The sequence below is a fragment of the Mycolicibacterium confluentis genome (assembly GCF_010729895.1).
GTDB classification, from domain to species: Bacteria; Actinomycetota; Actinomycetes; order Mycobacteriales; family Mycobacteriaceae; genus Mycobacterium; species Mycobacterium confluentis.
Genome location: NZ_AP022612.1, coordinates 1,232,254 through 1,257,173, shown reverse-complemented (window position 1 = coordinate 1,257,173; position 24,920 = coordinate 1,232,254). Strand labels below are relative to the sequence as shown.

Annotated in this window: 23 protein-coding genes and 1 pseudogene; 6 read left to right on the top strand and 18 right to left on the bottom strand. The window is 65.7% G+C overall.

What is annotated here, in order from left to right; all coding sequences use genetic code 11:
• Positions 1 to 43: 43 nt before the first annotated feature.
• From G6N34_RS06045 to G6N34_RS06035, 3 genes are read right to left on the bottom strand one after another with little or no spacing between them, the layout of a single operon-like run.
• Positions 44 to 1,174, bottom strand: coding sequence for a M24 family metallopeptidase (locus G6N34_RS06045; RefSeq protein ID WP_085152742.1), 1,131 nt, complete (start codon positions 1,172 to 1,174; stop codon positions 44 to 46).
• A complete protein-coding gene (locus G6N34_RS06040) occupies positions 1,164 to 2,435 on the bottom strand; it encodes a M24 family metallopeptidase (protein WP_085152744.1) in 1,272 nt (423 codons plus the stop codon). Before G6N34_RS06040 ends, G6N34_RS06045 begins: the two co-directional genes overlap by 11 nt.
• Positions 2,432 to 3,604, bottom strand: a complete 1,173-nt coding sequence (locus tag G6N34_RS06035; RefSeq protein ID WP_085152746.1) for an amidohydrolase family protein — start codon at positions 3,602 to 3,604, stop codon at positions 2,432 to 2,434. The genes G6N34_RS06040 and G6N34_RS06035 overlap by 4 nt, the downstream gene beginning before the upstream one ends.
• A 423-nt stretch (positions 3,605 to 4,027) precedes the next feature.
• Here G6N34_RS06035 and G6N34_RS06030 point away from each other — a divergent pair, with 423 nt between their 5' ends.
• The 5 genes from G6N34_RS06030 to G6N34_RS06010 are packed head-to-tail and all read left to right on the top strand — an operon-like array spanning position 4,028 to position 8,792.
• Positions 4,028 to 5,059, top strand: a complete 1,032-nt coding sequence (locus G6N34_RS06030) for a phosphotransferase family protein (protein ID WP_234812953.1) — start codon at positions 4,028 to 4,030, stop codon at positions 5,057 to 5,059.
• Between the two features lie 54 nt (positions 5,060 to 5,113).
• Complete coding sequence (locus G6N34_RS06025) at positions 5,114 to 5,872, top strand: SDR family NAD(P)-dependent oxidoreductase (protein WP_085152750.1); 759 nt, start codon at positions 5,114 to 5,116, stop codon at positions 5,870 to 5,872.
• 24 nt (positions 5,873 to 5,896) lie between these two features.
• Positions 5,897 to 7,213 carry an acyl-CoA dehydrogenase family protein gene (locus G6N34_RS06020; RefSeq protein ID WP_085152752.1) on the top strand — a complete coding sequence of 439 codons (1,317 nt, stop codon included), beginning with the start codon at positions 5,897 to 5,899 and terminating at the stop codon, positions 7,211 to 7,213.
• Positions 7,210 to 7,824, top strand: a complete 615-nt coding sequence (locus G6N34_RS06015) for a TetR/AcrR family transcriptional regulator (RefSeq protein ID WP_085152754.1) — start codon at positions 7,210 to 7,212, stop codon at positions 7,822 to 7,824. The genes G6N34_RS06020 and G6N34_RS06015 overlap by 4 nt, the downstream gene beginning before the upstream one ends.
• Complete coding sequence (locus tag G6N34_RS06010) at positions 7,821 to 8,792, top strand: NADPH:quinone oxidoreductase family protein (protein ID WP_085152756.1); 972 nt, start codon at positions 7,821 to 7,823, stop codon at positions 8,790 to 8,792. The genes G6N34_RS06015 and G6N34_RS06010 overlap by 4 nt, the downstream gene beginning before the upstream one ends.
• An 81-nt stretch (positions 8,793 to 8,873) precedes the next feature.
• On the opposite strand, the gene G6N34_RS06005 is transcribed toward G6N34_RS06010, so the two are convergent.
• From G6N34_RS06005 to G6N34_RS05995, 3 genes are read right to left on the bottom strand one after another with little or no spacing between them, the layout of a single operon-like run.
• Entirely contained in the window at positions 8,874 to 10,106 is a 1,233-nt protein-coding gene (locus tag G6N34_RS06005) for a cytochrome P450 (protein ID WP_085152758.1), read from the bottom strand.
• A 56-nt stretch (positions 10,107 to 10,162) separates the two neighbouring features.
• Positions 10,163 to 10,357 carry a ferredoxin gene (locus G6N34_RS06000; protein WP_085152760.1) on the bottom strand — a complete coding sequence of 65 codons (195 nt, stop codon included), beginning with the start codon at positions 10,355 to 10,357 and terminating at the stop codon, positions 10,163 to 10,165.
• Positions 10,354 to 11,055 carry a TetR/AcrR family transcriptional regulator gene (locus tag G6N34_RS05995; protein WP_085152762.1) on the bottom strand — a complete coding sequence of 234 codons (702 nt, stop codon included), beginning with the start codon at positions 11,053 to 11,055 and terminating at the stop codon, positions 10,354 to 10,356. Before G6N34_RS05995 ends, G6N34_RS06000 begins: the two co-directional genes overlap by 4 nt.
• Positions 11,056 to 11,120: 65 nt before the next feature.
• Here G6N34_RS05995 and G6N34_RS05990 point away from each other — a divergent pair, with 65 nt between their 5' ends.
• Positions 11,121 to 11,852 (top strand): alpha/beta fold hydrolase, encoded by a 732-nt coding sequence (locus tag G6N34_RS05990; protein WP_085152764.1) that lies wholly within the window; start codon positions 11,121 to 11,123, stop codon positions 11,850 to 11,852.
• Here the strand turns inward: G6N34_RS05990 and G6N34_RS05985 are convergent.
• The 12 genes and pseudogenes from G6N34_RS05985 to G6N34_RS05925 form a co-directional block, all read right to left on the bottom strand.
• Entirely contained in the window at positions 11,849 to 12,655 is an 807-nt protein-coding gene (locus G6N34_RS05985) for an SDR family NAD(P)-dependent oxidoreductase (protein WP_085152766.1), read from the bottom strand. The genes G6N34_RS05990 and G6N34_RS05985 overlap by 4 nt on opposite strands.
• A complete protein-coding gene (locus G6N34_RS05980) occupies positions 12,652 to 13,512 on the bottom strand; it encodes an alpha/beta fold hydrolase (RefSeq protein ID WP_085152883.1) in 861 nt (286 codons plus the stop codon). Before G6N34_RS05980 ends, G6N34_RS05985 begins: the two co-directional genes overlap by 4 nt.
• 68 nt (positions 13,513 to 13,580) lie before the next feature.
• Complete coding sequence (locus tag G6N34_RS05975) at positions 13,581 to 15,065, bottom strand: type I restriction-modification system subunit M (protein WP_085152768.1); 1,485 nt, start codon at positions 15,063 to 15,065, stop codon at positions 13,581 to 13,583.
• Positions 15,066 to 15,079: 14 nt separating this feature from the next.
• Positions 15,080 to 15,499, bottom strand: a complete 420-nt coding sequence (locus tag G6N34_RS05970; RefSeq protein ID WP_085152770.1) for a PIN domain-containing protein — start codon at positions 15,497 to 15,499, stop codon at positions 15,080 to 15,082.
• Positions 15,496 to 16,350 carry a hypothetical protein gene (locus G6N34_RS05965; protein WP_085152771.1) on the bottom strand — a complete coding sequence of 285 codons (855 nt, stop codon included), beginning with the start codon at positions 16,348 to 16,350 and terminating at the stop codon, positions 15,496 to 15,498. Before G6N34_RS05965 ends, G6N34_RS05970 begins: the two co-directional genes overlap by 4 nt.
• A 108-nt stretch (positions 16,351 to 16,458) precedes the next feature.
• On the bottom strand, positions 16,459 to 17,361 hold the full coding sequence (locus G6N34_RS05960; RefSeq protein WP_085152773.1) for a GIY-YIG nuclease family protein: 903 nt from the start codon (positions 17,359 to 17,361) through the stop codon (positions 16,459 to 16,461).
• Positions 17,358 to 18,614: a restriction endonuclease subunit S gene (locus G6N34_RS05955; RefSeq protein ID WP_085152775.1), complete on the bottom strand. Its 1,257-nt coding sequence runs from the start codon at positions 18,612 to 18,614 to the stop codon at positions 17,358 to 17,360. Before G6N34_RS05955 ends, G6N34_RS05960 begins: the two co-directional genes overlap by 4 nt.
• Positions 18,611 to 21,334, bottom strand: a complete 2,724-nt coding sequence (locus G6N34_RS05945) for a type I restriction endonuclease subunit R (RefSeq protein WP_179965727.1) — start codon at positions 21,332 to 21,334, stop codon at positions 18,611 to 18,613. The genes G6N34_RS05955 and G6N34_RS05945 overlap by 4 nt, the downstream gene beginning before the upstream one ends.
• Before the next feature lie 59 nt (positions 21,335 to 21,393).
• Positions 21,394 to 21,720 (bottom strand): annotated as a pseudogene (locus G6N34_RS05940) (alpha/beta fold hydrolase); the annotation flags it as partial.
• Positions 21,721 to 21,755: 35 nt separating this feature from the next.
• Positions 21,756 to 22,754: a cyclase family protein gene (locus tag G6N34_RS05935; protein ID WP_085152779.1), complete on the bottom strand. Its 999-nt coding sequence runs from the start codon at positions 22,752 to 22,754 to the stop codon at positions 21,756 to 21,758.
• A gap of 1 nt (position 22,755) precedes the next feature.
• The gene (locus G6N34_RS05930; RefSeq protein ID WP_234812954.1) at positions 22,756 to 23,601 is read right to left on the bottom strand and encodes a coniferyl-alcohol dehydrogenase; all 846 of its coding nucleotides are present in this window, start codon (positions 23,599 to 23,601) and stop codon (positions 22,756 to 22,758) included.
• Positions 23,602 to 23,605: 4 nt separating this feature from the next.
• Complete coding sequence (locus G6N34_RS05925) at positions 23,606 to 24,916, bottom strand: LLM class flavin-dependent oxidoreductase (protein WP_085152781.1); 1,311 nt, start codon at positions 24,914 to 24,916, stop codon at positions 23,606 to 23,608.
• Positions 24,917 to 24,920 lie beyond the last annotated feature (4 nt).

The window sequence follows — 24,920 nt, the reverse complement described above, 5'->3', positions numbered from 1 at the left end:
TCCTTTGCAGCAGTGACTCATTCAGCGGTCGTGGGGGTTGGCGTCAGCCCAGGGCGGCGGCGATCGACGGTGTCTCGGTCAGCACCCGCGGCCCGTCGGCGCCGATCACCACGGCGTCGCGGGTGAACACCGCACCCAGGCCCTGCTCCCACACGTATCCGGTCAGCGCAAGCACCATCCCCTCCTCGAGGATGTCGGCCTCGGCCGTGGCCCGCAGGTTCGGCGACACCACCGGAGGATCGAAGCCCAAACCGAGACCGTGTGCCACCGGCATCGCCGGAACCGGCTCACCCGACTGCTCATAGGCGTCAAGCAGCGCACTGGTCGCCGTCCCAGGACGGCACGCGTCGAGCAGCCTGCTCCACAGGTCATCTCGGCGCCGATACAGCGAGTGCACGGCGTCCGTCGGCTCACCGACGTAGAGCGTGCGGGCCACCTCACCGACATAGCCGTCGGCGAGCACGCCCGCGGACAGGGCCACCAGATCGCCCTCGCGCACCCTGCCGTCGCCCTCAACGCGGCGCCATGGATGCTCGGTGGAGGTCACCCACGCCGCATCCTGGGTGGCCGGGGTGCTCACTCCACCGGCGGCCTCGGCTTCCAACAGTGCGGCGGCCAACGCCTGTTCCGTGACACCCGGAGCCACCTGGGCGGCGGCCTTGGCCAGACCCCCTTCGGCGACCCGCAGCGCATGACCCAGCGCGTCGATCTCCTCGGCTGTCTTGACCCGACGGGCCGCCCGCATGGCCTGCTCCCCGTCGACGAGTTCGGCCTGCGGGAACGCCATCGGCAAAAGCTTGGCGAACGTCGGTGTCAGCGCGTCGGTTCCGACGCGTCGCGCGGTGTCGGCGCCCTTGATGTTCTGCAGCACACCGATCAGCGTCATCGGGTTCCACGCCAGGCCGTACAGATTCTCGCGCGGAATCTCCTCGGGAATGCCCTCATCCCACGTGCTGTTCAGGTGGATCTCACCGGTGGAGCGGACGAAGGTGCAGATCGGACCGAACGGCCGGGTGCCCACGACCCACAACTGCGGCGCCCCGCAGATGTAGCGGACGTTGGCCTGCCTGCCGAGCACCAGCACGTCGAGGTCATGGGCCTCCATCTGGGCCAGGGCACGCTCCCGACGGCTGAAGCGCAGTGCGCGGTCGTCGGCCTCGATCTCAATTCCCACTGCGCACCTCATACGGGTCGTACGGATAGGCGGTGAGCGGCATCCAACCGCCCTCGGTGACCACCACGATCTCCTCGCCGCGATAACCGCCGGTGCCGTCCTCCCACACCACCGGTTCGAACACCAACAACATGCCCGCGGGGAAGACGAAGTTGTCGTCCCACTCCTGGCCGAGATCGGTTCCGATCATCGGCATCTCGGCCGCGCCGGTGCCGATCCCGTGGCCCAGGTAGAAGTGCGGGAGCCAGGGTTTGTGACCGCCCGCGGCCGCGGTGGCGGCCCGGCCCAGGTCGCCACAGGTGGCGCCGGCCTTGGTCACCGACAAGACGCCGTCGACCACCTGGCGCCACTTGTCGAACTGTTCCTGCTGGGCCGGGGTCGGGTCCTGCCCGACGATCCAGGTGCGCCCGTGATCGGAGCAGTAACCGTGGTAGGCGATGGACACGTCGGTCCACAGCACGTCACCCTGGGCGACCTCACGCTCGGTGGTCAGCAGCGGGAGGGCCAGGTCCCCGGTCGTGGTCCAGGCGCCCTCGGCCCGCGACGCGGGCATGACCTGCCAGATCGAGTCGAACATGTTGGTGGTCGCGCCGAGTTCGAATGCACGGCGGACGAATTCGGCCGAGAGATCTATCTGGCGCACGCCCGGGGCCAGCGACTTCTGGATTTCGGCGACGGCCTGCTCGGTGATCTGGGTGGCCCGGCGCAGGCAGGAGATCTGGTCGACCGTCTTGACCAGCTTGGCCGCGCCGACGACGGGTGCGGCGTCCACCGGCGCGCCACCGGGGAACAGTGCACTGCCTGCGCGGCGCATCGCCCCAGTCAACTCGTCGGTTGCGACGGTCGCCCCGGCTCGCACCAGACCCGCCAGGGTCTTCGCGAAATCCGCTACGCCCTCGTCGAATTCGAGGTAGACCGGGCCGTGCAGGTGGTCGTCGAGCAGACCCGACTCCATCGCCGCACCCTCACGGAACGGAAGGAAGAGATGCGGGTGCTCGTCGTCTGCGAGGACGACCGCGACGGGCCGTTCGACATGGGACAGTCCGGCGTCGGCGAGCGGCCAACTGATGCCGGTGGCGTACATGACGTTGCTGTTTCCGAGCAGTACCAGGGCGTCGACGCCCTGGTCGGCCATCGCGGCGTGGAGACGCTCACCGACGTCCCTGCGCAACCGGTTCAGGTCGGGTTCCTCGGGAATGTCCAGCCACGTCAAACCCGTTCGGGCGATCTGCGTGACGCCCCTGTGAGCGAATGTCGTCACAGCAGCCCCAGGAAGTGCTGGATGTTGGTGGACACGATCTTGGCCGCGTTCTCCGGACCGACGGCCTCCACGACCGTGGCCAGTGACTTCTCCGAGTACCCGAAGGTGCTCTCGTTGTGCGGGTAGTCACTGGACCACATCACGTTGTCGACACCGATCTCGTCGATCAACCGGAGTCCAAGCGGGTCGACCATGAACGACGCGCTCATGTGGTTGTCCCAGTAGTGCCGGACATCGTGCTGCAGTTGGTGGTTGAACATGTGTTGATAGGAGGCCAGCATGTGCTCGGCATCCTGCAGTGCGGTGGGCACCCAGGCGATTCCGCCCTCGAACCAGCCGATCTTGAGCTGCGGATGCCGATCCAGGATGCCGGAGAAGACATACTTGGCGAACTGCTCGCGGAACGAGTCGACGTTGACCATCATGCCGACCACGACGCTGTTGTTCTCACACGGCGTCTTCGGGGGCGTCTCACCGATGTGGTGGCTGACCGGGATTCCCGACGCCTCGATCTCGTCCCAGACCGCGTCCATCGAGGTGCTGCCGTAGTCGTAGATGTTGCCCTCGTCGTCCTTACCCGGGTTCAACGGGAGCAGGAAAGTCTTGAGGCCCAGCGACTTCAGCTCCTCGAGGGTGCTTCGGGTGCCCTTGGGATCCCACCAGTTGATCAGCCCGACACCGTAGAAGTGCCCATTGGACTCCTCCTGCAGGGCCGCGATGTGCTCGTTGTAGATCCGAAAAACACGTTCCCGCAGCGCCTTGTCCGGGTAGTGGAACAGCGCGAGCACGGCATTGGGGAACGCCAACTCCCTATCGATGCCGTCCTCTTTGAGCTCACGGATGCGCGCGGCGATATTGTTCGAGGCCGCGCCGGCGAGGTCGTCGTACTGCATGAGCACCCGGCCGAAATCCCCTCCGGTCCAGGCCTTGCCCTTCATGCCCACCATGTAGGCGCCGTCCTCGTACCAGATCCGCGGCGCGGCGCCCTTGAGCTCCTCGGGGAACCGCTCGTAGAAGATGTCGTCGGCCACCGAGATGTGGTTGTCGGCCGAGAACACCTCGGTGCCCGCGGGCAGCCCGTAGTCGCCGACGGCGTGCCCGCGGCGGTTCTTCGGAGCCCCGAAGCCGCCGGGTGGATACAGGGTGGCGGCGCTGGATCGAGTGGACATCGTTGACCTTCCGTCCTTCCGGTTGGCGTTCCGGACCTTCAGCTTGCCTGCGCGGGACTGCCACGCGGGCTGGTTTCACGAAGTGCGCCAGCCGGTTCCTGGGAGACCGGATGCGCATTTGCGAGCGCTGCACTCGCGGACTGGTAATGACGTTATCAGGCCATGTCCGCAATGAACAGCAAAGTGCCACTTACGCTGCGCATTCGGGAGCGGTTTTCCTGCGGTAATAGCATTCTCCTTATTGCAGAATGCGTTCTCTTATCGCCCTCAGCGCACCCCCAGCAACCGGTTGCTGGCAGCGTCCGGTCGACGCTCACACAACGCCTGCGGACGCTCAATTCGCCAATCTCGGCGAACCCGCTGGGGACTATCGGTCCCGGTTTGGAGAATGCTAGTCTCCGATCGGAGAGTGAGGGGTTCGCAGTGACACAGACTTCCGCCGGCATCGACGCCGACGCGCTCGGCAGGTGGCTCGACACCAACGACGCACCGGGCGCCGGCGAGCGTCCACAACTCGAACTGCTGACCGGCGGGTCGCAGAACACGCTGTATCGAGTGGTCCGCGGAGAGCACCACATGGTGCTGCGCATGCCGGGCGCCCGCGCCGACGACGCCCGGATCGACGGCCTGCTGCGCGAGATCCGACTGGTGCGCGCGCTCAAGGGCACCGACGTCCCGCACGCAGAACTCCTCGCGGCCGACGACGACGGATCGGTGTTGGGCGCCCCGTTCTACGTCATGGCCGAGATCGACGGCTGGAGCCCGATGAACGGCGGCTGGCAGCCACCGTTCGACACCGATCTCGAGGCGCGGCGCGGCCTGGCGTTCCAACTCGTCGAAGGCGCGGCCAAGCTCGGCCGCGTCGACTGGCGCGCACAGGGCCTGGAGGGTTTCGGCCGGCCCGACGGGTTCCATGAGCGTCAGGTCGACCGGTGGCTGACGTTCCTGTCCGCGTACCAGGTGCGGGAGATGCCCGGTCTCGATGTCGCCGCGGAGTGGCTGCGGCGCAACCGGCCCGAGCACTACACGCCCGGAATCATGCACGGCGACTACCAGTTCGCGAATGTCATGTACGCGCACGGTGAACCTGCCCGTCTCGCCGCGATCGTGGACTGGGAGATGACAACGATCGGTGATCCGCTGCTGGATCTGGGCTGGGCGCTGCTGGGCTATGACGGCGAGGAGCCCGCCAGTGACGGGTTCTACCTCGACATGGCCGGTATGCCCACGCGTAGTGAGCTGTTGGAGCACTACGAGTCGATCAGCGGCCTGTCCACCGAGCACATTGGCTACTACCTGGTGCTCGCCAACTGGAAGCTCGGCATCATGCTCGAGAAGACCTACGCGGCGTCGCTGGCGCCCGATACCAAGGTCGATCCCCGCGTCGCCGAGGCGATGGGACCGATGGTCCTGAAGCTGATGACCACGGCCGCCGATCTCGCGAGATCCTACTGAGCCGATCCCACCGAGCCCGAACCCACCAAGCCCGAACCCAGCAAGGAGCCTGACGTGGCATTCCCCGAGCAGCTCTTCGACCTGACCGACCGCGTCGTCCTGATCACGGGAGGAAGCCGCGGCCTGGGCCGCGAGATGGCGTTCGCCGCGGCGCGCTGCGGCGCGGACGTCGTCATCGCGAGTCGCAAGCTGGAGTCCTGCGAAGCCACCGCGGCCGAGATCGAGGCCGAGACTGGACGCAGCGCACTCCCCTACGCGGTGCACGTCGGGCGTTGGGATCAGCTCGACGGACTGGTCGAAGCCGCGTATGACCGGTTCGGCAAGGTGGACGTCCTGGTCAACAACGCGGGCATGTCCCCGGTGTACGACAAGCAGACCGACGTCACCGAGAAGATGTTCGACGCTGTGGTCAACCTCAATCTCAAAGGCCCGTTCCGGCTTTCGGCACTGGTCGGCGAGCGCATGGTGGCCGACGGCGGCGGCGCGATCATCAACGTCAGCACGCACGGGTCGCTGCGCCCCCACCCGTCGTTCATCCCCTATGCGGCGTCCAAGGCCGGGCTCAACGCCATGACCGAAGGTTTGGCGCACGCATTCGGTCCGACGGTCCGGGTGAACACGCTGATGCCCGGCCCGTTCCTCACCGACATCAGCAAGGCGTGGAACTTCGGCGATGCGAATCCGTTCGGGCACTTCGCCCTGCAGCGCGCGGGACAACCCGCCGAGATCGTCGGCGCCGCCTTGTTCCTGATGTCCGACGCCTCGAGTTACACCACCGGATCGATCCTGCGCGCCGACGGCGGAATCCCGTGATCGGCACAACGAAAGGAATCTGACATGGCCTGGGACTTCTCCACCGAGCCCGAATTCGAAGAGAAACTGGTCTGGATCCGCGAGTTCGTCCGCGACGAGGTCGAACCACTCGAGGTGCTGTTCCCGGGGTGCGAGTTCCTCCCCCTCGACGACGAGCGCCGTGCGATCGTCGACCCGCTCAAACAGCAGGTCCGAGATCACGGCCTGTGGGCCCCGCATCTCGGCCCCGAACTGGGCGGGCAGGGCTTCGGCGCGGTCAAGCTGACACTGATCAACGAGATCCTCGGCCGAAGCAGTTGGGGCCCGATCGTGTTCGGCACGCAGGCCCCCGACACGGGCAACGCCGAGATCCTGGCCCGCTTCGGCACACAGGAGCAGAAGGACAACTACCTGGAGGGCCTGTTGTCGGGCGAGATCTTCTCGTGCTTCTCGATGACCGAACCCCAGGGCGGCTCCGACCCCCGCGTGTTCACCACCCGTGCCGTGCCGGCCGATGACGGCAGCGGTGACTGGGTGGTCAAGGGGCGCAAGTACTTCTCGTCGAACGCCTCGGTCGCCTCGTTCTTCATCGTGGTGGCCATCACCGATCCAGACGTCCCGGTGCACCGCGGTGCGTCGACCTTTCTCATCCCGGCCGGCACCCCCGGGTTGAACATCGAGGCCACCCATCACCTGGTGGGATCGCTCCCCCACGAGGCCGGGCACTCGCTGATCCACTACGACAACGTCCGAGTGCCCGCGACCGCGATGCTGGGTGAACCCGGCCACGGCTTCGAGATCCTGCAGGCCAGACTCGCCGGCGGCCGCATCCACCACGCGATGCGATCGATCGGGGTGGCCCAGCGTGCGCTGGACATGATGGCGCACCGCGCGAAAAGCCGTTTCACGCAGGGCAGTCAGCTGGCCGACAAACAGCTGGTGCAGGCCTTCATCGCCGACTCCTACGCCGAACTGCTGCAGTTCCGGTTGACCGTGCTGCACACCGCCTGGTTGATCGACACCGCCGGAGAACACGCGGCCCGCAAGGAGATCGGCGTGTGCAAGATCCTGGCGTCGCAGGTGCTCAAGTCCATCGGCATGCGCGCCATCCAGGTGCACGGCGCGATGGGCCTGACCCAGCAGTTGCCGGTCGCCAACGTGCTGCTCGGCGGTGTGGCGCTGGGCCTCGCCGACGGGCCCACCGAGGCACACAAGGTCAACCTGGCCCGCATGCTGCTCAAGGGTTACGAGGCCGAGGATCCGGAATGGCCCAGTGAGTTCAGCGAGGTCCGCATCGAGGCGGCCAAGGCGAAGTACGGCGACCGGGTCAAGAACATCCCCTCGGTGCCCGCGACGCCATGAGCACCCGCGCCGCGCGCGCGGTGGACCGCGCGCTGGACAGTCGGCACCGCGAGGCCACCGATGAGGTTGAGCGGATCCTGGCCGCCGCGGTCACCGTGATGCAGCGTGTCGCCCCGGAACCGCCGCGCGTCAGCGACATCGTCGCCGAGGCGGGCGCGTCGAAGAAAGGCTTCTACCGCTACTTCGCTGGTAAGGACGAACTGCTTCTCGCGGTGATGGAACGCGGGATCGGCATCGTGGCGTCCTATCTCGGGCATCAGATGGAGAAGGCCGACGACCCGGCCGAGAAGATCAGCCGGTGGATCTCCGGTGCGTTGGCGCAGGTTTCGGACCCGCACCTGATCAGCATGAGTCGCGCGGTCGTTGAGCAGATGACCCAGACCTCCCCCGTCGACGGGATCATGGCCCCGATGCGCGACCTGCTGGTCGGTCCCATCGCGCAGTTGGGCAGCGCCGACCCAGACAGGGACGCCGAGGCCGTGTTCCAGCTGACCATCGCGACCATGCGGCGCTACGTCGGGTCCGGAACCCAACCCCTTCCCGACGACGTCAAGCACCTGGTGCGATTCTGCCTGGGCGGATTGACCGCAGAGACGAAAGGTGCGCGATGAAGGCCATGCTGTGCCGGGAGTACGGACCTCCGGAGAGTCTCGAACTCGCCGACCTTCCCGACCCGACACCGGGACCGGGTCAGGTCGTCGTGCGCGTGCGCGCCGCGGCGGTGAACTTTCCCGACGTGCTGTTCATGTCGGGGTCCTACCAGGTGAAGATCCCGCCACCGTTCTCCCCGGGCAGTGAGTTCGCCGGTGAAGTTCTCGCGGTCGGTGACGGTGTCTCGCTGCGGGTGGGTGACCGGGTGTCGGGGTCGACCATGGTGGGCGCGTTCGCCGAGCAGGTCGTCGTGTCTGCCGAGGCGCTGACGCCGTTGGCGCCCGGCGTCGACTACGCATCGGCCGCGGCGTTCGGCGTCACCTACCGCACGGCGTATTACACGCTGCGCACGGTGGCACCCGTGCGACCCGGTGACTGGGTGGTCGTGCTGGGCGCGGGCGGCGGCGTCGGGTTGGCGGCCGTGGACCTGGCCGTCGCGATGGGCGCCAAGGTCATCGCCGCAGCGTCCAGCGCCGACAAGCTTGAGGTGTGCCGGAGTCGCGGCGCACACGCGGTCGTCAACTACGCAGACGAGAACCTGCGGGACCGGATCCGCGAGATCACCGAGGGTGCGGGCGCTTCGGTGGTGCTCGATCCGGTCGGCGGGGACTACTCCGAGCCCGCACTTCGCGCACTCGGCCGCGGCGGCACCTTCGTGACGCTGGGGTATGCCGCGGGCCGTATCCCGGCCATTCCGCTGAATCTTGTGATGCTCAAGGGAATCACGGTCAAGGGCATGGAGATTCGGACCTTCGCCGCCGACTATCCCGATCAGGTGGCGCGCGACACCGCCGAACTCGACCAGATGTTCGCCGACGGCCGGGTGCACCCCCACATCGGTGCGCGCTATCCGCTGGCCGAGGCCGCCGCGGCACTGCGCCATGTGGCTGACCGCAGGGCCATCGGCAAGGTGGTCATCGACGTCTGAGCCTCAACGCGAGCCTGCGGTGGCTGCGAGAAACCGCAAGGATCTTCGCAGCCACCGCAGGCTCGGCGGTAGGTGCTGGGGCTACCAGGTGACGGGCAGGCTGTAGACGCCGTAGGCCAGGCGATCGTTCTTGAACGGCACCTCGTCGAACGGGATCGCCAGACACAGCGTGGGGATGCGGCGCACCAGGGTGTGGAAGACGATCTGCAGTTCGGCGCGGGCCAACTGCTGGCCCACACACTGGTGCCTGCCGAAACCGAATCCCAGTTCGTCGCGGGCATTCTCGCGGCTCAGGTCCAGCCGGTCGGGCTCCGGGAAGGCGGTGCCGTCCCAGTTCGCGGGCGCCAGGTCGAGGATGATGCCCTCGCCGGCCTTGATCGTCTCACCCGCGATCTCGATGTCCTCCAACGCGACTCGACGCTGACCGTTCTGGATGATGCTCAGGTAGCGCATCAACTCCTCGACCGCGTTCGCGATGACCTTCGGATCCTCGGTATTACGCAGGAATTCGGCCTGTTCGGGATTCTCCAGCAGCGCCAGCACCCCGATGCCGATGACGTTGGCGGTGGTCTCGTGGCCGGCGATGAGCAGGCCGGTCCCCAACTGCGCGGCCTCCTTGACGCTGATCTCGCCGGCGTTGACGCGCTCGGCCAGATCCGACACCGCGTCCTCGACGGGGTTGGCCTGCTTCTTCTCGATGAGGTCGATCAGGTACTGGTGCAGGCTCATCGCGCCCTTCTGCATGGCGTCCGCCGCGGCGTAGCGGGCCAGGCCGGCGTTGGCGTGCTCCTGGAAGAACTCGTGATCTTCGTAGGGGACGCCGAGCATTTCGCTGATCACCACGGTCGGCACCGGCAATGCCAGCTTGTCCACGAGGTCGGCGGGTTGGGGCCCGGCCAGGATCTCGTCGATGCACTCGTCGGTGATCTTCTGGATGACCGGGCGCAGTCCCTCCACGCGTCGGAAGGTGAACGGCTTGGAGAGCATCCGGCGGAACCTGGTGTGCTCCTCGGCATCCGAGGTGAACACCGACCGGGGTCGCTTGTCCACAGTGGACAGCATGTGCTCATTCCAGTGCGGGAAACCCGCGATGCGGTCGTCGACACTGACCCGGGAATCGGCGAACAGCGTCCGCGCGACCTCGTAGCCCGTGATCAGCCAGGGCGTGCTGCCGTCCCAGATCCGCACCCGCGACAGCGGGGCCCTGGCGCCGAGTTCCATCACGCCGGGCGGCGGCGCGAAGGGGCAGGCCGCCGAGCGCTCCATCGGGTACTCGGGGATGTCGACCTGCGTGTCGGGGAGGATCTCGGTCATCTGCTCTTCCTTGCGGTGGTCTGGGCTGGGTTCTGGTCAGGCGCGGGACAGAGAGGTCACTCGACGAGATGAATCGCCAACGCCGGGCATGCCGCCACGGCCTCGCGCACGCCGTCCAGGTGATCGTCGGAGGGGTGTTCGTCGAGGAGGATCACGCTGCCGTCGTCCTCGTCCTGGTCGAAGACATCCGGCGCGTGCGCGACACAGTTACCCGCGGAGACGCACTTGGCCTGGTCGACAGTCACTTTCATCTGGACTCTCCCTGTGCTCGCGGGGTCACCGGCGCCAGCAGCAGGCCGGTGATCGCATCCACCAGACCGTCGGCGGTGCCGTCCCAGCCCGGCCGGGCCATCGGATCCCCCTGCGCCAGTGCGCGTTCCTGCTCGGCGAACATGTGCACGATCAGGTGTCGCGCCATGGCATTGCGTTCGATTCGCACGTCGACGGGCACGTCCGCCAGACGGCTGTTGAGGCCCTGGATGATCCGGAGCACCGAGGGCGAGGACAACGATTCCTCGGACACCAGATCGCGATGCGCGGGATCCGGCATGAGTTGTGCCGAGAACCGCGCGTAGGTGGACGTGCCGTCCGCCTCCGTCAGCGCCGTCAGGTGCGCCGCCAGTGGACGGACCAGGCACTGCACCCAGTCCCGCAGTTCCGGTGCCGTGCCGGACGCCTCGGCCTTCTCCAGTACCTGCGCGACCATCTGCTCGCACAGGCGCTCCACCTGCTCGTTGTGCTTACGGACGATCGCGCGGATCAGGTCCGCCTTGGTGCCGAAGTGGTACCCGACCGCGGCGTTGTTCCCCTGCCCGGCCTGATCGCTGACCTGGCGGTTGGACACCGCGAACACGCCGTTCTCGGCGAACAGGCGCTCGGCGGCAGTGAGGATGGCCTCCTGCGTGTTCTGCGCCCGCACGGAACGCAGCGGCCTTGTGGCGGTCACCACACGAGTCAACCGTTCATGCTGATTTAAGTCAAGCGCTTGATTTAGCGGGCGATAGAGTGCGCACGATGAGGTCACAGTTCACCCACCACGACGGTGTCCGCCTGCACTACCTCGACTCCGGCGGAGAGTCCGTTGAGAATGACCGCCGTGCGCCCATCGTGTTCGTTCCCGGGATGACCTGCCTGGCCTACGACTACGAGGCCGTGCTGCCAGAGTTCGGTCGCCGCACCGTCGTGGTGGAAGTGCGCGGACACGGTCGCAGCGACGCGCCCGTCGACGGCTACGACCTGGAGACGCTCAGCGGCGACGTGGGCGCGGTAGTCGACGCGGTGACCGACGGACCCGTGCACATCGTGACGTTCTCGCGCGGCACGTCGGCCGCGGTCCTGTGGACCCTGGGCAACGCCGCCCGCGTCCGGTCGCTGTCGATCGGCGACTACGTGCCCGAGGAGAAGCTCGTGCCAGACGACGCGGTGCGCTGGCTGCTGGACGGCAAGTGGCGCGGCACACCCGTGCGAGACCGACTTGACGAGAAGGCCGCGCTTCTGACGTTCCAGGCCGCGCAGGAGCGCTCGTTCTGGGAGCCGTTGACCGAGTTGAACATCCCGCTGCTCGCGGTGCGCAGCCCCGAGTCCCGCGTCATCGTCCCCGACGAGGTCTGGGACCGTTACGCGCGCCTGTTCCCCTCGGCGCAGTTGGTCGAGTTCGCCGACTCGCCGCACGACATCTTCCGCCCCGACCGTGCCCGGTACCCGCGGTTGGTGGCCGAGCACGTCGACCGCGCCGACGGACGCTAGGACTTCTCCGCCTTGGGCTTGCGGACGATCACCTTTCCGGCCACCGTCCCGCCATCGATCGGCAGCACCGTACCCGTGACGTAGCGCGAGCGGTCGCCCGCGAAGTACAGCGCGGCCTCGGCGACGTCCTCGACCGTGCCCTCCCGCTTGAGCGGGCGGTCCGCGCGCATCTGGGCGCGGATGGCCTCCTCGAACTGTTCGAGACGTTCGAGGTCCTCACCCGTGGCCGACTTCTTCACGATCGCGGTGCGGATGTTGCCGGGTGCGATCGCGTTGACGCGAATCTCGTAGTGCGCCAGTTCGATTGCCGCTGATTTGGTGAACTGGATGACGGCGGCCTTGGAGGCGCGGTAGGTCTGCACCCCCCCGCCCGCCTGGATGCCACCGATCGAGGTCAGGTTCAGGATGGACCCGCCGCCGTGTTCGGCCATGTACCGCGCGGCGTCCCGCGTGCCCGCCATGACGCCGAGCACGTTGACCCCCATCACCTTGTGGAAGTCGGCCAGGTCGTCGTCCAGGAACCGGCGATGCATGGTGCCCGAGACTCCCGCGTTGTTCACCATGATGTCCAGGCCGCCGAACTCCTCGATCGCGGTCGACACCAGTCGGCTCACCTGCTCGAGGTCGGAGACGTCGGTGGGCACGAAAAGGCTGTCCCCGCCGAGTGGTTCGCCCTCGGCGATGTCGCCCACCACGACCTTGGCGCCCTCGGCCACGAACCGCTCGGCGATACCGCGGCCCAACCCGCCCGCACCGCCCGTGACGACGGCGACCTTGCCGGCGAGTTCCTGCTGGCTGCTCATGAAGCGCGTGCTCCCTTGTCGTTGTGTTCTGAGTCCTGGTGTTCGGCGAAGAAGGACAGCAGCAGGTCGTTGACGACCTGTGGCTGTTCGATCTGGGGGCAGTGTCCCGCGGCATCGACGACCGCCGAGCGTGCACCGTCGATCTGCGCGGCGATCTCCGCGGCCCACCCCGCTGGCAGCAGTTTGTCACCGGCGCCCTCGACGACGAGGGTCGGCACCGTGATCCGCTCGTAGGCACGGGTACTCGAGGCCGCCGACGGTGGCTCTGCCCCCGGTCGACGGAACCGGGCCGCGGCGATCGCCTCCCACGCGCCCGGCACAGTGGCCGATTCGTGCCTGCGCGCCACGTATGCCCCGTCGTCCGGGTAGCGCGGGTCGAAGAACAGGGCCTCGACGATGCGGCGCATGGCCGGCAGGGTCGCGTCGTAGTCGTACAGCGCGCGCATGTAGTCGCCTGCCTGGATCTCGCCGCCGCCGCAGATGGCCACCATCGTCCGCACCGGCAACACGGGCATCGCGGAGGTGGTGTCCACCAGCAGGTTGATCGCCCCCATCGAGTTGCCGACGAAGTGCGCCGAGGTGACCCCCATCGCCGCGCAGAACGCCGCGATGTGCCGGATCCGCATCCCGCGCCCGTCGACGAAATCGAGCACCTTGGCCGAGCCTCCGTAGCCCAGCATGTCGGGGGCCAGCACCCGGTGATGAGCCGCCAGGGCCGAGATCGTGTGCTCCCAGCCGAGTTCCGCGCTGGCACCGAACTCCCCGCCGTGCAGCAGCACCACCGGGTCACCGGTGCCCGCCTCCAGGTAGCTGGTCACCAGTCCGTCGACCACGACGGTCTTGTGTTCGAAGTCCACGGCCACACGATACTGATGTTTTCGCAATTGGAGAACATCATTCTCGAACAGCGAGATGGCTGCGGTGCTCAGCCCCGGTCGTTCGCCGACGCCTCCAGTGCGGCCGCGACAGCTTCGAATTCAGCCAGCGCGGCGGTCAGGTCCTCCACGATCTCGCGGGCGATCACCTCCGGCGCCGGGAGGTTGTCAGCATCCTCCAGCGATTCGTCGCGCAGCCAGGTGATGTCGAGGTTCACCTTGTCGCGAGCGATGAGGTCGTCATAGGTGAACGCTTTCCACCGCTCCGACTCGACGCGCTCCTCATGCGGTTTTCCCGAAAGGTAGGAGTCGACGAACTCATCGAGGTGGTGCCGCCGCAAGGGGTTCTGCTTCAGCGTGAAGTGCTGGTTTGTGCGCAGGTCATAGACCCACAGCCTGGTGGTCCACGGCTGCTCAGCGGCTGGCTTCTTGTCGAAGAACAGCACGTTCGCCTTCACACCCTGGGCGTAGAAGATGCCGGTCGGCAGCCGCAGCATGGTGTGAAGGTCGAAGTCTTCCAGCAGCTTTCGACGCAGCGTCTCCCCAGCTCCCCCTTCGAACAGCACGTTGTCGGGTAGCACGACGGCCGCGCGACCGTTGATGTCGAGGATGGTCATGATGTGCTGTAGGAAATTGAGCTGCTTGTTGCTGGTGGTGACGACGAAGTCCTGGCGTTCGATTTCGACGTCGTCGCGCACTTCCCGCCCGTCCGCTCCGACCATGGTCAGCGACGATTTGCGCCCGAATGGCGGGTTGGACAGCACCACCGACCATCGCTGCCCTGGATCGGCTATCAAGGCATCGCGAACCTCGATCAACGAGGGGCCGTCTGCGGTTCCGATTCCATGCAGCAACAAGTTCATCGCCGCCAGACGCGCGGTGCCGTCGACGAGCTCATACCCTGCGACGAATTTGTCCCGCAGATGGTTCCGTTGCGTCGGGGTGAGCGTTCCCGCTCCCTCTGCGACGTGTTCGTGGGCGACGAGAAGGAAGCCTCCGGTGCCGCAGGCCGGGTCCACGACGGTGTCCGCCACCGACGGATCGATCACGTCCACGATGGCGCGGATGAGGTCGCGCGGCGTGAAGTACTGGCCCGCTCCAGAACCCTTGTCGGACGCCCCCTTGGCGAGCAGTTCCTCGTAGGCGTCGCCCTTGAGGTCGGTGCCCGAGGCGGACCAGTTCTCCTTGTCGATCAGGTCGACGATGAGACGCTTGAGCTTGGCCGGGTCCTGAACCCTGTTCTGTGCCTTGCGATAGATGGTGCCGAGGGTTCCCGGCTGCTGCGCCAAGCCGACGAGAATATTGGTGTATTCAACTTCGAGGTCGGTGCCTTCGGCATCGAGGAGCTTCTGCCAGGAATACTCGTCGGGAACGATCTTCTGCGGGTTCAGTTTGCGGGTTTCCCGCTCGTGCGCCATCTTCAAGAACAGCAGGTACGTGAGCTGTTCGGTGTACTCGATGACCCCGACACCGTCGTCTCGCAGGACGTTGCAGTACGACCAGAGCTTGTCGACGAGGCGGCGTGATTCAGACATGCATTCCTTCGAGCTCAGCTGTGGACATTCAGATTCGGTACACCTTCAAAGATGGCGTCGCCAGAGAACAGTTCTAGGCCCTTTGCTATCGCACAAGCCGCAATCCACCGATCAGCCGTGTGGATCTTCTCGTGGAGAGCATGGCCGGCCGCGCGGCACTCAGCCGAGAGGACCGCGTACGCGTCGACAACCTCGCTATCCGAGTAGATGGTCGGAGTGCGCGCCAGGATCTCCTGAAGCCGAGTGACCCGTGGCGCACCCCATTTACTCTGACGAGCGCCGGAGAGAATCTCGGCCCGCGTCTGGAACGAGATGATGACTCGGCGATCCGCCAGCTCGTCCGTCCATGTTGATGCGCGAGGCTCGGTACCCCTCGGGAGCACGTAGACACGGCTGAAGACGTCGGTATCGACGATCGCGTTCAACACGGTCATGAACGAATGGCCCGAAGGAACTCCGCCGCTTCCTCGTCGGTGAGGTCGAGCCCACCGCTTGGATCTGGGCCTGGCGCGCTCGCGAGGATCTCGTCGAGGGACACAACATGACTGCTCAGGAATGCCGCCGCAGGGTCGCCCGTCGCGAGCACGCGCGCGTTGTTCAGGACCACCCGTCCCGAGGGGCTCAGCGTCGCGTCCCCCTCGGCAGTCACCCATCGTCCGACGAGCCGCCCCGCCGCCTTGTCATCGATGACCCGTCGGAGTTCGACGGTGTTTCCGACGTCGTCACGGATCCGGAATGTGTGCGAGCGCAGGTCCACCTTCTCCAGCCAACCCGCAGCGGTGCCCGAGCCTGCGGCCGAGACCCGGTTGACCGCCCAGGTCTCGAGGTGGATCTGTGCGGAGTCGATCCGCACGTCAGTGCGGGCGGGCGAGGAAACAACCGTTGTCGATGCCGCTCCCCGCAGCGCGACGGCAAGCTTGCCGACCGACTCGGCGACCAACGTACTGGTCCAGTCAGGTCGTTGATCAGCGCCGATGGCACCCAGGATGTCCCACAGCCGTTCGTCGGCCTCGGTGAGACCAGGCACGTCGACATCCAGCTTGTCCGTCGGCCCCTTGCTGACTTTGAGTACGGTGCTACCTGCGGTGATGCCGTCCAGACGGAGTTCGGCGAACTCTTCGACGTACTGCTTCGACCGGCCGGGACCCGCCGCGTCAGCGGCCTCCCTGCTGAGGCGAGTCACCAGCTCCTGCAGGGCCGCCGCGATACCGCTCAGGTCCTTCAGCGCGATCTCACCGCTGGGTGCCGCTCCATCGACGAGACGCAGCTCGATCTGCTTGATCATGATCGGCGCCTCCCATCTGCATTGCGAGCGACCACCTGCAATTCTGCCTCGTTCGCAGGCAGTGACCACTCAGATACTCGCAGAACCGTCCGACAACCGAGATGTCCCTTACTCGACGCCGCGGCTCTCCCAGCTTCCGAACGTCGAACCATCAGCCGCGATCCACTCCCGGCGACCGTTGCACGATCGGCCCAATGCGATGGAGCCGGCGGTCGAGGGTGAGCTGAACGGGATGTTCCGAGTGACGCGGCCCCGCCCCGCTTCGACAGCGATCGCACCGTCGGAGACCAGGTGTTCATGTTGAGCCCGATAGGACGCATATGCCTTCACAGTGCTCTCCGCCTTACCAACACCTTGCCAGGTGCCTACCACAGTTGAGCCGGCCAGCATGGTGAATTCACCGTCGATCTGCTGGGCTCTGGCGTCCACGCCGAGCTTGCCGTTGCGCAGCTGGAAAACCGGTGAGAGCGACTCGTCTCGACTGCCACTCGGACCGGGCTTCGCCGAGGGAACTCGGATCGCATTGACGCCCAGCACAGGGAGCACGATCTCCAGCTGCGTCACGAAGTAATCCATGTCGGAGGCATCCGCTTCGGGCAGTGCTGGCAGTGGTGGAGCCGTCCCGTTCTCGACCTTCACTCGGCCAGCACGCCTGGCCAAATCAATGATCCGTGACTCCAGGTAGCGGCCGTGCGCCTTTGTCAGATTCGCGTCCTTGGACGTGATGACCACAACGCGGTCCCAGAAGTCCTTCTCCCGCTGGTGATGGCGCAACCGCTCGGCCACCACATCGGCCTCACCGATGTAGCACCGGGTGTTGCCAACCGCCTCTTCGTCCTCACCGAGCAACAAGTAGGCACCGGTGCGCTGTGCCTCATCGCGTTTCAGCAGATCTGCCAGTTCGGACCTCGGCGCAGACAGGACGTGACCGGTCCAATTGGTGATCTCCGCGGTCGTGAGGCTTCCGGGGCTGCCGTCCACCAGGAAGAGCTTGATCTGCCTGCCCGTCATACGGATTCGAGTTCTTCTAACAGTTCGTTCGACGAGTTGGTGAGGCGGCCGGAGAACGCTGCGGCGAAGAGGGACCGACGCAACGACGCGACTCTGAGTCGCATACGGCCGATTGCCTCGATCTGTGTTTCTCTAGCCGAGGACACACGCTCGACCCGTTCGATGATCTGACGTTGAGTCGTCGCGTCAGGAACTGGAACTAGGACGTCAGCAATCGCTTTCTGATCAATCTTCGGCATAGACCCCGCGAGCCCCTTTGCCTTGCGGCGAAGCTGATCGTGGCCCCGCTCGGACTGCAGGGCCGATGCAAGGAACCGAGGGTCGACCTTCGATTCGTCCGCACGCAACCGAATAAGGAGATCCGGGAATATCGCCCAGTCCTTCGCACCTGTGTAGAGCGCAGAAGACCCGACCAATTCCGGAGTATTTGAACGCTGGACATAAATATCCCCGGGTTCCAGCCACAATCCTGCGGCGCGCTCATGCGTTGTGATTGTCAGTTTCGTATTCGCTTCAGTGAACGAGTTTTTGGTCACCGCAGTGAGCGTCAACGTTCTGATTCCCGGTTCGGCTCCCTTGACAGCGCGGTCCGAACGCCCGTTTCGCATTGGCTCGCGCAACAAATCGCCCACGGGGGTGCAGGTGGTCTCCATCGACCATATCGACATATCAACCGCCTTCTGATGCCATAGTTCGAGCCGTCTGGCGGCATGATCAAGGTTGGTTTCCGCAGCTTCGAGGCGCGACAAATGGTCTTCGAGAAGGTCGACGATGCGGCGCTGCTCGGCTAGGGAAGGCAGTGGCAATGCGATCCGCTTAAGCTTCGCGACACTCAAGGTGTGCAGACCACTCGTTGAACTGGCCACCCAAGACAGCTCGCCCCTTATCGCCGGCGAGTTCCATATGTGTCCGAGGTACCGCGGATCCACCCGCGCGCCTGGGCGAACGCGAATCAAATGGTTCTGGTGGACAGCATCAGGAATCGAGCCGTCCCAAACTGCAGCCCTGCCGATCTGGCTGGCACTACCGTTGCCCTCGACTACAAGCAGGTCACCACGCTGTAAGCGGTATCGCTCAATTTCACCTTCGAAGAGTTCAATCGCGTGCAGATCATCTAGTTCAAGGCCGAATTTCGTAACATTCGCCACCCGCAGGAAGGGGTAAGCATTCTGACGTGGAGTCCGCTTGGGCTGCTTCTGAATACCGCCCTGGATCTCAGCCACGGCATTGAGAGCAACCATCTGCCAGTTCACGCCGTCAGCTCCGCATTCAACTCGTCGATCAGCTCGCCCGCCCGGTCACCCAAATCCCGTATCGCCCCATCGGTCCCACCACGCTCCGTGAACGGTGCATCATCGAGATCTTCGACACGAATGCCGGCGGAACTCGCAATCACCGACACCATTCGGTCCAGCCACCATCGCTCGGTGTCGCTGAACGTCACCCCGGCCTGCTCCTGCTGCGTCAACCACGCCGCGTACTTCTCCCGCACCCGGTCACCGTAGGGGACCAGCTCGTCGTCGACGCCGGTGGCATACCGGATGAGCGACACCAGGTCGGTCACCGCGTGCGTGGCGCTCTTGTGCACCTTCTCGCCGTCGACCGCGGCATAGGCGTTCCAGATGACGTCGGGCGTCCAATTGTGCGGCGGCCGAGCAATTCTCGCCGCCAACCCTTCGACGAAGCCAAAGTCGATGCGTCGTTCACCGGCCTCATACCCCAACTGCAGCGCCGTGATCTCGTCCCGGTGCTCATCAAGATAGGCGGTCCAAGACTCCACGATCGACCGCGCCTTGCCGGCGTCCACCACCCCCCCGGCTTCGATCAGCTCATCGGAGCTGACCTCGTCGATGATGCGGTCGTGGGCGGCCCGAAGCTCCAGGACACGGCTGCGCAACTCCGGGCTTGACGCGATCGGCACCAGGGCCGCTTCGATGGCCTCCGGAGTCGTGGTCGACGGCTCGACCGCATCCACCAGCGACCGGATGATGTCGCGCACCGGCTGCCCCGCCACCTCATCGAGTTCGACCCGTTCCGCATCGGTCAGGTCGAGTTCAAGTTTGGCCAGACGTGAGGCGAGTGTCGCCGCCTCATCCTCGGTGATCGTCAGATTGGCAGCCTTCTCCAGCAGCTTCTTCAACGGCACCGAGCGCTGCCTGTTCAGCGGTGGTTCGACGAAATCGTGTTCGGTGACACCGATCGCGTCGACGATGACGAACCGGGTCTTGCTCTTCGCATCCGGGGTGACAGATTGGAAGTCGGCATCGGGAATGGTGCGTGCGCCCCGGCCCTTCATCTGCTCGAAATACTGTGCCGAACGCACGTCGCGCATGAAGAACACGCACTCCAGCGGTTTGACATCGGTGCCCGTCGCGATCATGTCGACCGTCACCGCAATACGCAGACTGGGACTGGTGCGGAACGCCTTCAACTGTTCCTTGGCATTGCGGGCGTTGTAGGTGATCTTGGCGGCGAAGTCATTGCCCTTGCCGAAGACTTCGCGCACCTGTTTGACGATCTCCTCGGCGTGGTTGTCATCCTTGGCGAAGATCAGCGTCTTCGGAACCGTACTGCGGCCGGGAAAGATCTCGGTGAACAGCCGGTCGCGAAATGTCTCCAGAACAGTGCGGATCTGATCCGTGGCGGTGACCGCTCGGTCAAGCTGCCCGGGGACGTAATCCAGATCATCATCGAGTGCTTCGAGACGCTGTTCACGGGTGCGGCGATCCACCTTGGGGACGATGGTGCCGGCATCAATGTGCGATCCCTGGTCGCTGATCTTCGTGCGGATGCGGTAGACGTCGAAATCGACATTGACACCGTCGGCGACCGATTCCGGGTATGTGTAGTCGGAGACCAGGTTCTGCCGGAAGAACGCAAAAGTCTGCTTGCCCGGAGTGGCCGTCAGACCGACCACATGCGCGTCGAAATACTCCAACACTCCGCGCCACACCCCATAGATGCTGCGATGCGCCTCGTCGACGATGACCAGATCAAAGGTCTCCGGCGGCAGCGCGTCGCTGTACGAAACAGTGACAGGCGTGTCCGGGATGTAATCATCGATATCGGGGTCATCGGCATCGCTGACTTCGCCGGCCTTGATGAAACGGAACACCCGCTGAATCGTCGAGATCGTGACCTTAGTGGACCCCAGCAGACCCGCGCTCGAAAGCTTGTTGACGTTGTACAGCTCGGTGAAGCGTCGGCCGTCATCTGGTGTGCGGTAGTTCTGGAACTCCCCCAACGTCTGGTCTGCGAGGTTGTTGCGATCGACCAGGAACAGGATCCGGTCGAAGCCGCCGTGCTTGAGCAGTCGATAGGACTGCGTCACCGCCGTGAACGTCTTGCCCGCACCCGTCGCCATCTGCACCAAAGACCTGTCGCACTGCTGATTGGCCAAGCTCTGCTCAACCCCGTTGATGGCCTCGATCTGCGCCGGCCTCAGCGCATCAGTGTCCAGCGCGGGCAACTTGCGGACCTTTGCGCGCCAGGTGGGGTTATCCGGATTCGTCTCGGCCTCACGGAGGTGACGGGCCAGTGTCTCGGGCCGCGGCACATTGAAGATCAGCCGGGCACGCGGATCCGGATCGAACCCGTTGGTGAAATGGGTTTCCACGCCGGAGGCCTCAAACACGAACGGCAATCGGCCGTCCCGTGCCTTCGCCGCAATCCGGACGTCGGCGGGCAGACCGTCGGCGTACATCGCCGATTGCCACTCCACGCCGGAGAGCGGCGTGCCAACCGGTTTAGCCTCGATGACGCCGACGACGGCCTTGTCGACGTACAGCAGGTAATCGACACGACCGTGCCCAGGTTTCATCACCACCTCACGGACGGCGACACCCTGCGCCGCGAATAGGTTGAGGTCCTTTTTGTCCTGAACAACCCAACCCGCCTGGGCCAGCTGCGCTTCGATGAGCTTGCGGGCGCGCGCTTCGGCCGGCAGCCGGGCGTCGTCATCCGAGTCACTCATACTGCGTCACAGGTTAACCATTCCGAGCCGCGATGGGCCAGAGATCAGCGCCCTGACCCTCAGTCCGGAATCAGTGGGCCGACGGGTGATGTCGTGGTGGCGTGCACCAACAGTTCGGCCAGTTCCCGGGGGCGTCTCACGAACGGTGAGTGTGACGCGTCGATGCTCAACTGCTCGACGCCCAACCTCTGCGCCACGGTGTCGGCCAACCAGCGCGGCATCGACCGATCCTGTTCACAGACAATGAAACTGCGTGGTAGGTCGGCGGCCCAGAACGCCGGCACCGACACCGGGGTCACGGTCGTGTCGCCGAATCTCTCCGGGCCCAATCGGTCGAAGGCCCACCGCGCCGTCACCTCGTCGCAGTCGTGATAAAAGTACTTCCAAGTGGAGTGGACACCGCCGTGCACGAGAACGAACCTCACTTGATCGCGATCGGGTTCACCGGGGATCCCACTGCCCCGACGACGCTCAGCGGCGGAGCGATGAGCTGGAATTCGTAGACGCCGTCGGTCGCACAGTCGGCCGACAGCGCCGTGAGGTTCCAGTACTCGCCGAGCATCAGACCCATGTCACGCAGGCACAGCATGTGCATCGGGAGGAACGTGCCCTCGACACCGTTGGCCGGGTCGGGGTCTTCGACCATGAGGTTGTCGGCGGCCACGGCCGCGACCTCATGGTCGTGCAACCACTGCGCGCAGGTCCAGTCCAGGCCCGAACCCGGTTCGGCGCCATCGCCCGTCGCGCAGAACCGCGTCCACCACCCCGTGTTCACCACCACGATGTCGCCCCAACGAATCTCCACACCCTGGCTCTTGGCGATGGCGTCGAGCTCGTCGGGCGTGATCGGCTGACCCGGTTCGCAGAACACGTCCGCTCCCCGGTGCCGCACGACGTCCAACAGGACACCACGGGACGTGATGCCCTTGGCGTCGACCTTGTCGATGCCGCAGTGATAGGCCCCGAAACTGGTGACGCTGTTGGCCGGAAAACCGTTGTACAGCTTGTCCTCGTAATAGACGTGGCTCAACGCGTCCCACTGCGTCGCGGCCTGCAGCGGCATGACGATCATGTCGTCGTTGAACCGGAACGGGTTGTCGGCGAAGAATGCGCTGACGTCGGCCGCGACGGCATTGCGCAGCCACTCCGGTCCGTACTGCACCAGGGTGTCGGCATCGCCGCCGTCGACCGTCATCACGTGCACCGGGTTGTTGCGGAACTTGAACGCGCCCTGCGGACCCGACGAGCCGAAGTCGGCCCCGAGGGCGAAGACCTTGCCCTGCTTGGCCAGTGAGGCCGCCTCGGCGACCTTCTCGGCGGTGATGAAGTTCAGTGTGCCGAGTTCATCCGCGTCCCCCCAGCGGCCCCAGTTGCGCACATCATCGGCCATCCTGCGGAAGTCGGTCATCGAACCGGCCACGTCAACCTCTCTGTCCTGTGTCGAGGGAGTCGGACACGCCGGCCTCCCCACCAGATTCGCGCTGTCCGACGATGCCGCCGTCGACCCAGATCACCTGCCCCGTGATGTAGCTGGCAGCCGGGCCGCCCAGGAACGCCAGCACACGGGCCTGTTCGGCCGCCGTGGCCACCCGCCCCAGCGGCGTGCTGAAGGAGTCGAGGAACTGCTGACCGTACGCCGAGCGCAGTTGGTCGAGGATCGGCGTCTCGGTGACACCGGGACCGGTGCAGTTCACCCGGATGCCACGCGGACCGAGTTCGACGGCCTTGCGCATGCTGTACAGGATCGTCGCCTCCTTCGACAGCCGGTACCCGCCGTCAGCCAGGGCCTCGGGATGATCTGCGCACCAGGCCAATCCGTCCTCTGGGGACGCGGTGTCCAGCAGGCCCGCGGTCACCGCGGCGTTCTCGCGGTAGGCCGAGGCCGCCAGTGACGACACCGAGGTGATCGCACCATTCGCGGAGATCCGGTCGAGCACCGACTCGGTGAACTGCCGCATGCCCAGGAAGTTGATCCGCACCACCAGCACCGGATCGCCGATTCCGGACGAGACCCCGGCGACGTTGAACAGCGCGTCGATGCCGCCGGAGATCGACCCGGCGGCGGCCTCGACCGACTGCGGGTCCGACAGATCGACCGGAATGAACTCGTGCGGGCCGTCCTCGGGGGCACGCACGTCGAGGCCCGTCACCCGGGCTCCGAGCCCGCGCAGCTGTCCAGTCAGCTGCGCGCCGATACCCGAGGTGCAGCCGGTGACCACGACGTGCCTGCCGTCGTAGCGCACCAGCTCATCGAGTCCTGTCGCCACTGCGTCAGCTCGCGGCTTCGCGGGCGGCCTTCTCGGCTTGGGCCGCCTTGACCCGGCCCTCGTTGATCTCGGCCATCGCCTCGGGGATCTCACCCGCGGTGAACTTACCCCCGCGACCGGTGGGCAACCCACCGAATGCGTAGGTCTCGTCGAACAGCGGAGCGTCCGACGGTTGCCGGCGCGCTTCGACCTTCTCGATGACCGGCGCGAGGCGCTTGGCCTTGTCAGCGACGGCCAACTGATCGCGTTCGATGAACTCGGGCAGGATCTCCTTGCCCATGATCTCGATGGACTCCATGGTGCCCTCGTGGCTGCGCGGGTTGAGCAGCAGGATGATCTCGTCGACGCCGCTGGCCTCGTAGCCGCGCAGGAACTCGCGCACGGTGTCCGGCGAGCCGATCGCGCCGCGGCCGGGCCCGTACGCCAGCGTCGGATCCTCCTGCACCGCCTGCTCGTAGCGCTCCCACACCTTGGTGCGGCCGGGCGTGTGCATGCCGGTCAGGTAGTAGTGCATGATGCCGAACGAGAAGAAGCCGCCGCCGATTCCGAGTCGCTTGAGCGCCTCGTCGTCGGACTTGGCCACCATCATCGACAGGTCGCCGCCGATCGCGAGGATGTTGGGGTTGATCACCGGGGTGATGGGCGCACCCTCCTCCTCGAACGTCTTGTAGTAGCCGTCCACGCGGTCCTTGAGGGCCTCCGGACCTGTGTAGGCGAAGCTCAGGGCGCCGATCGCCTTCTGCGCGGCCATCTGCACCGACGCGGGCCTGGTGCAGGCCACCCACACCGGCGGGTGCGGCTTCTGCAACGGCTTGGGAATCACGTTGCGAGCCGGCATCTCGACGTGCTCACCCTTGAACCCGCTGAAGGGTTCCTCGACCATGCAGCGGATCGCGACCTCGAGGGCCTCCTCCCACTGCGCACGCTTGTCGGCCGGGTCGATGTTGAACCCGCCGAGTTCGGCGACCGAGGAGCCCTCACCCGTGCCGAATTCGACGCGGCCGTTGGAGAGGTGGTCGAGCGTGGCCACGCGCTCCGCGATGCGGGCCGGGTGGTTGATCGGCGGCGGAAGGTGCATGACGCCGAAGCCCAGCCGAATGTCCTTGGTGCGCTGGCTCGCTGCGGCCAGGAACATCTCCGGCGCCGTCGAGTGGCAGTACTCCTCGAGGAAGTGATGCTCGGTCAGCCAGACCGTGGAGAACCCCGCCTTGTCGGCCGCCTCGACCTCGTCCAGACCGTGTTGGAACAGCTTGTGCTCGTCATCTTCGGTCCAGGGCCGCGGAAGCGGGAACTCGTAGAACAGGGAGATCTTCATCGGT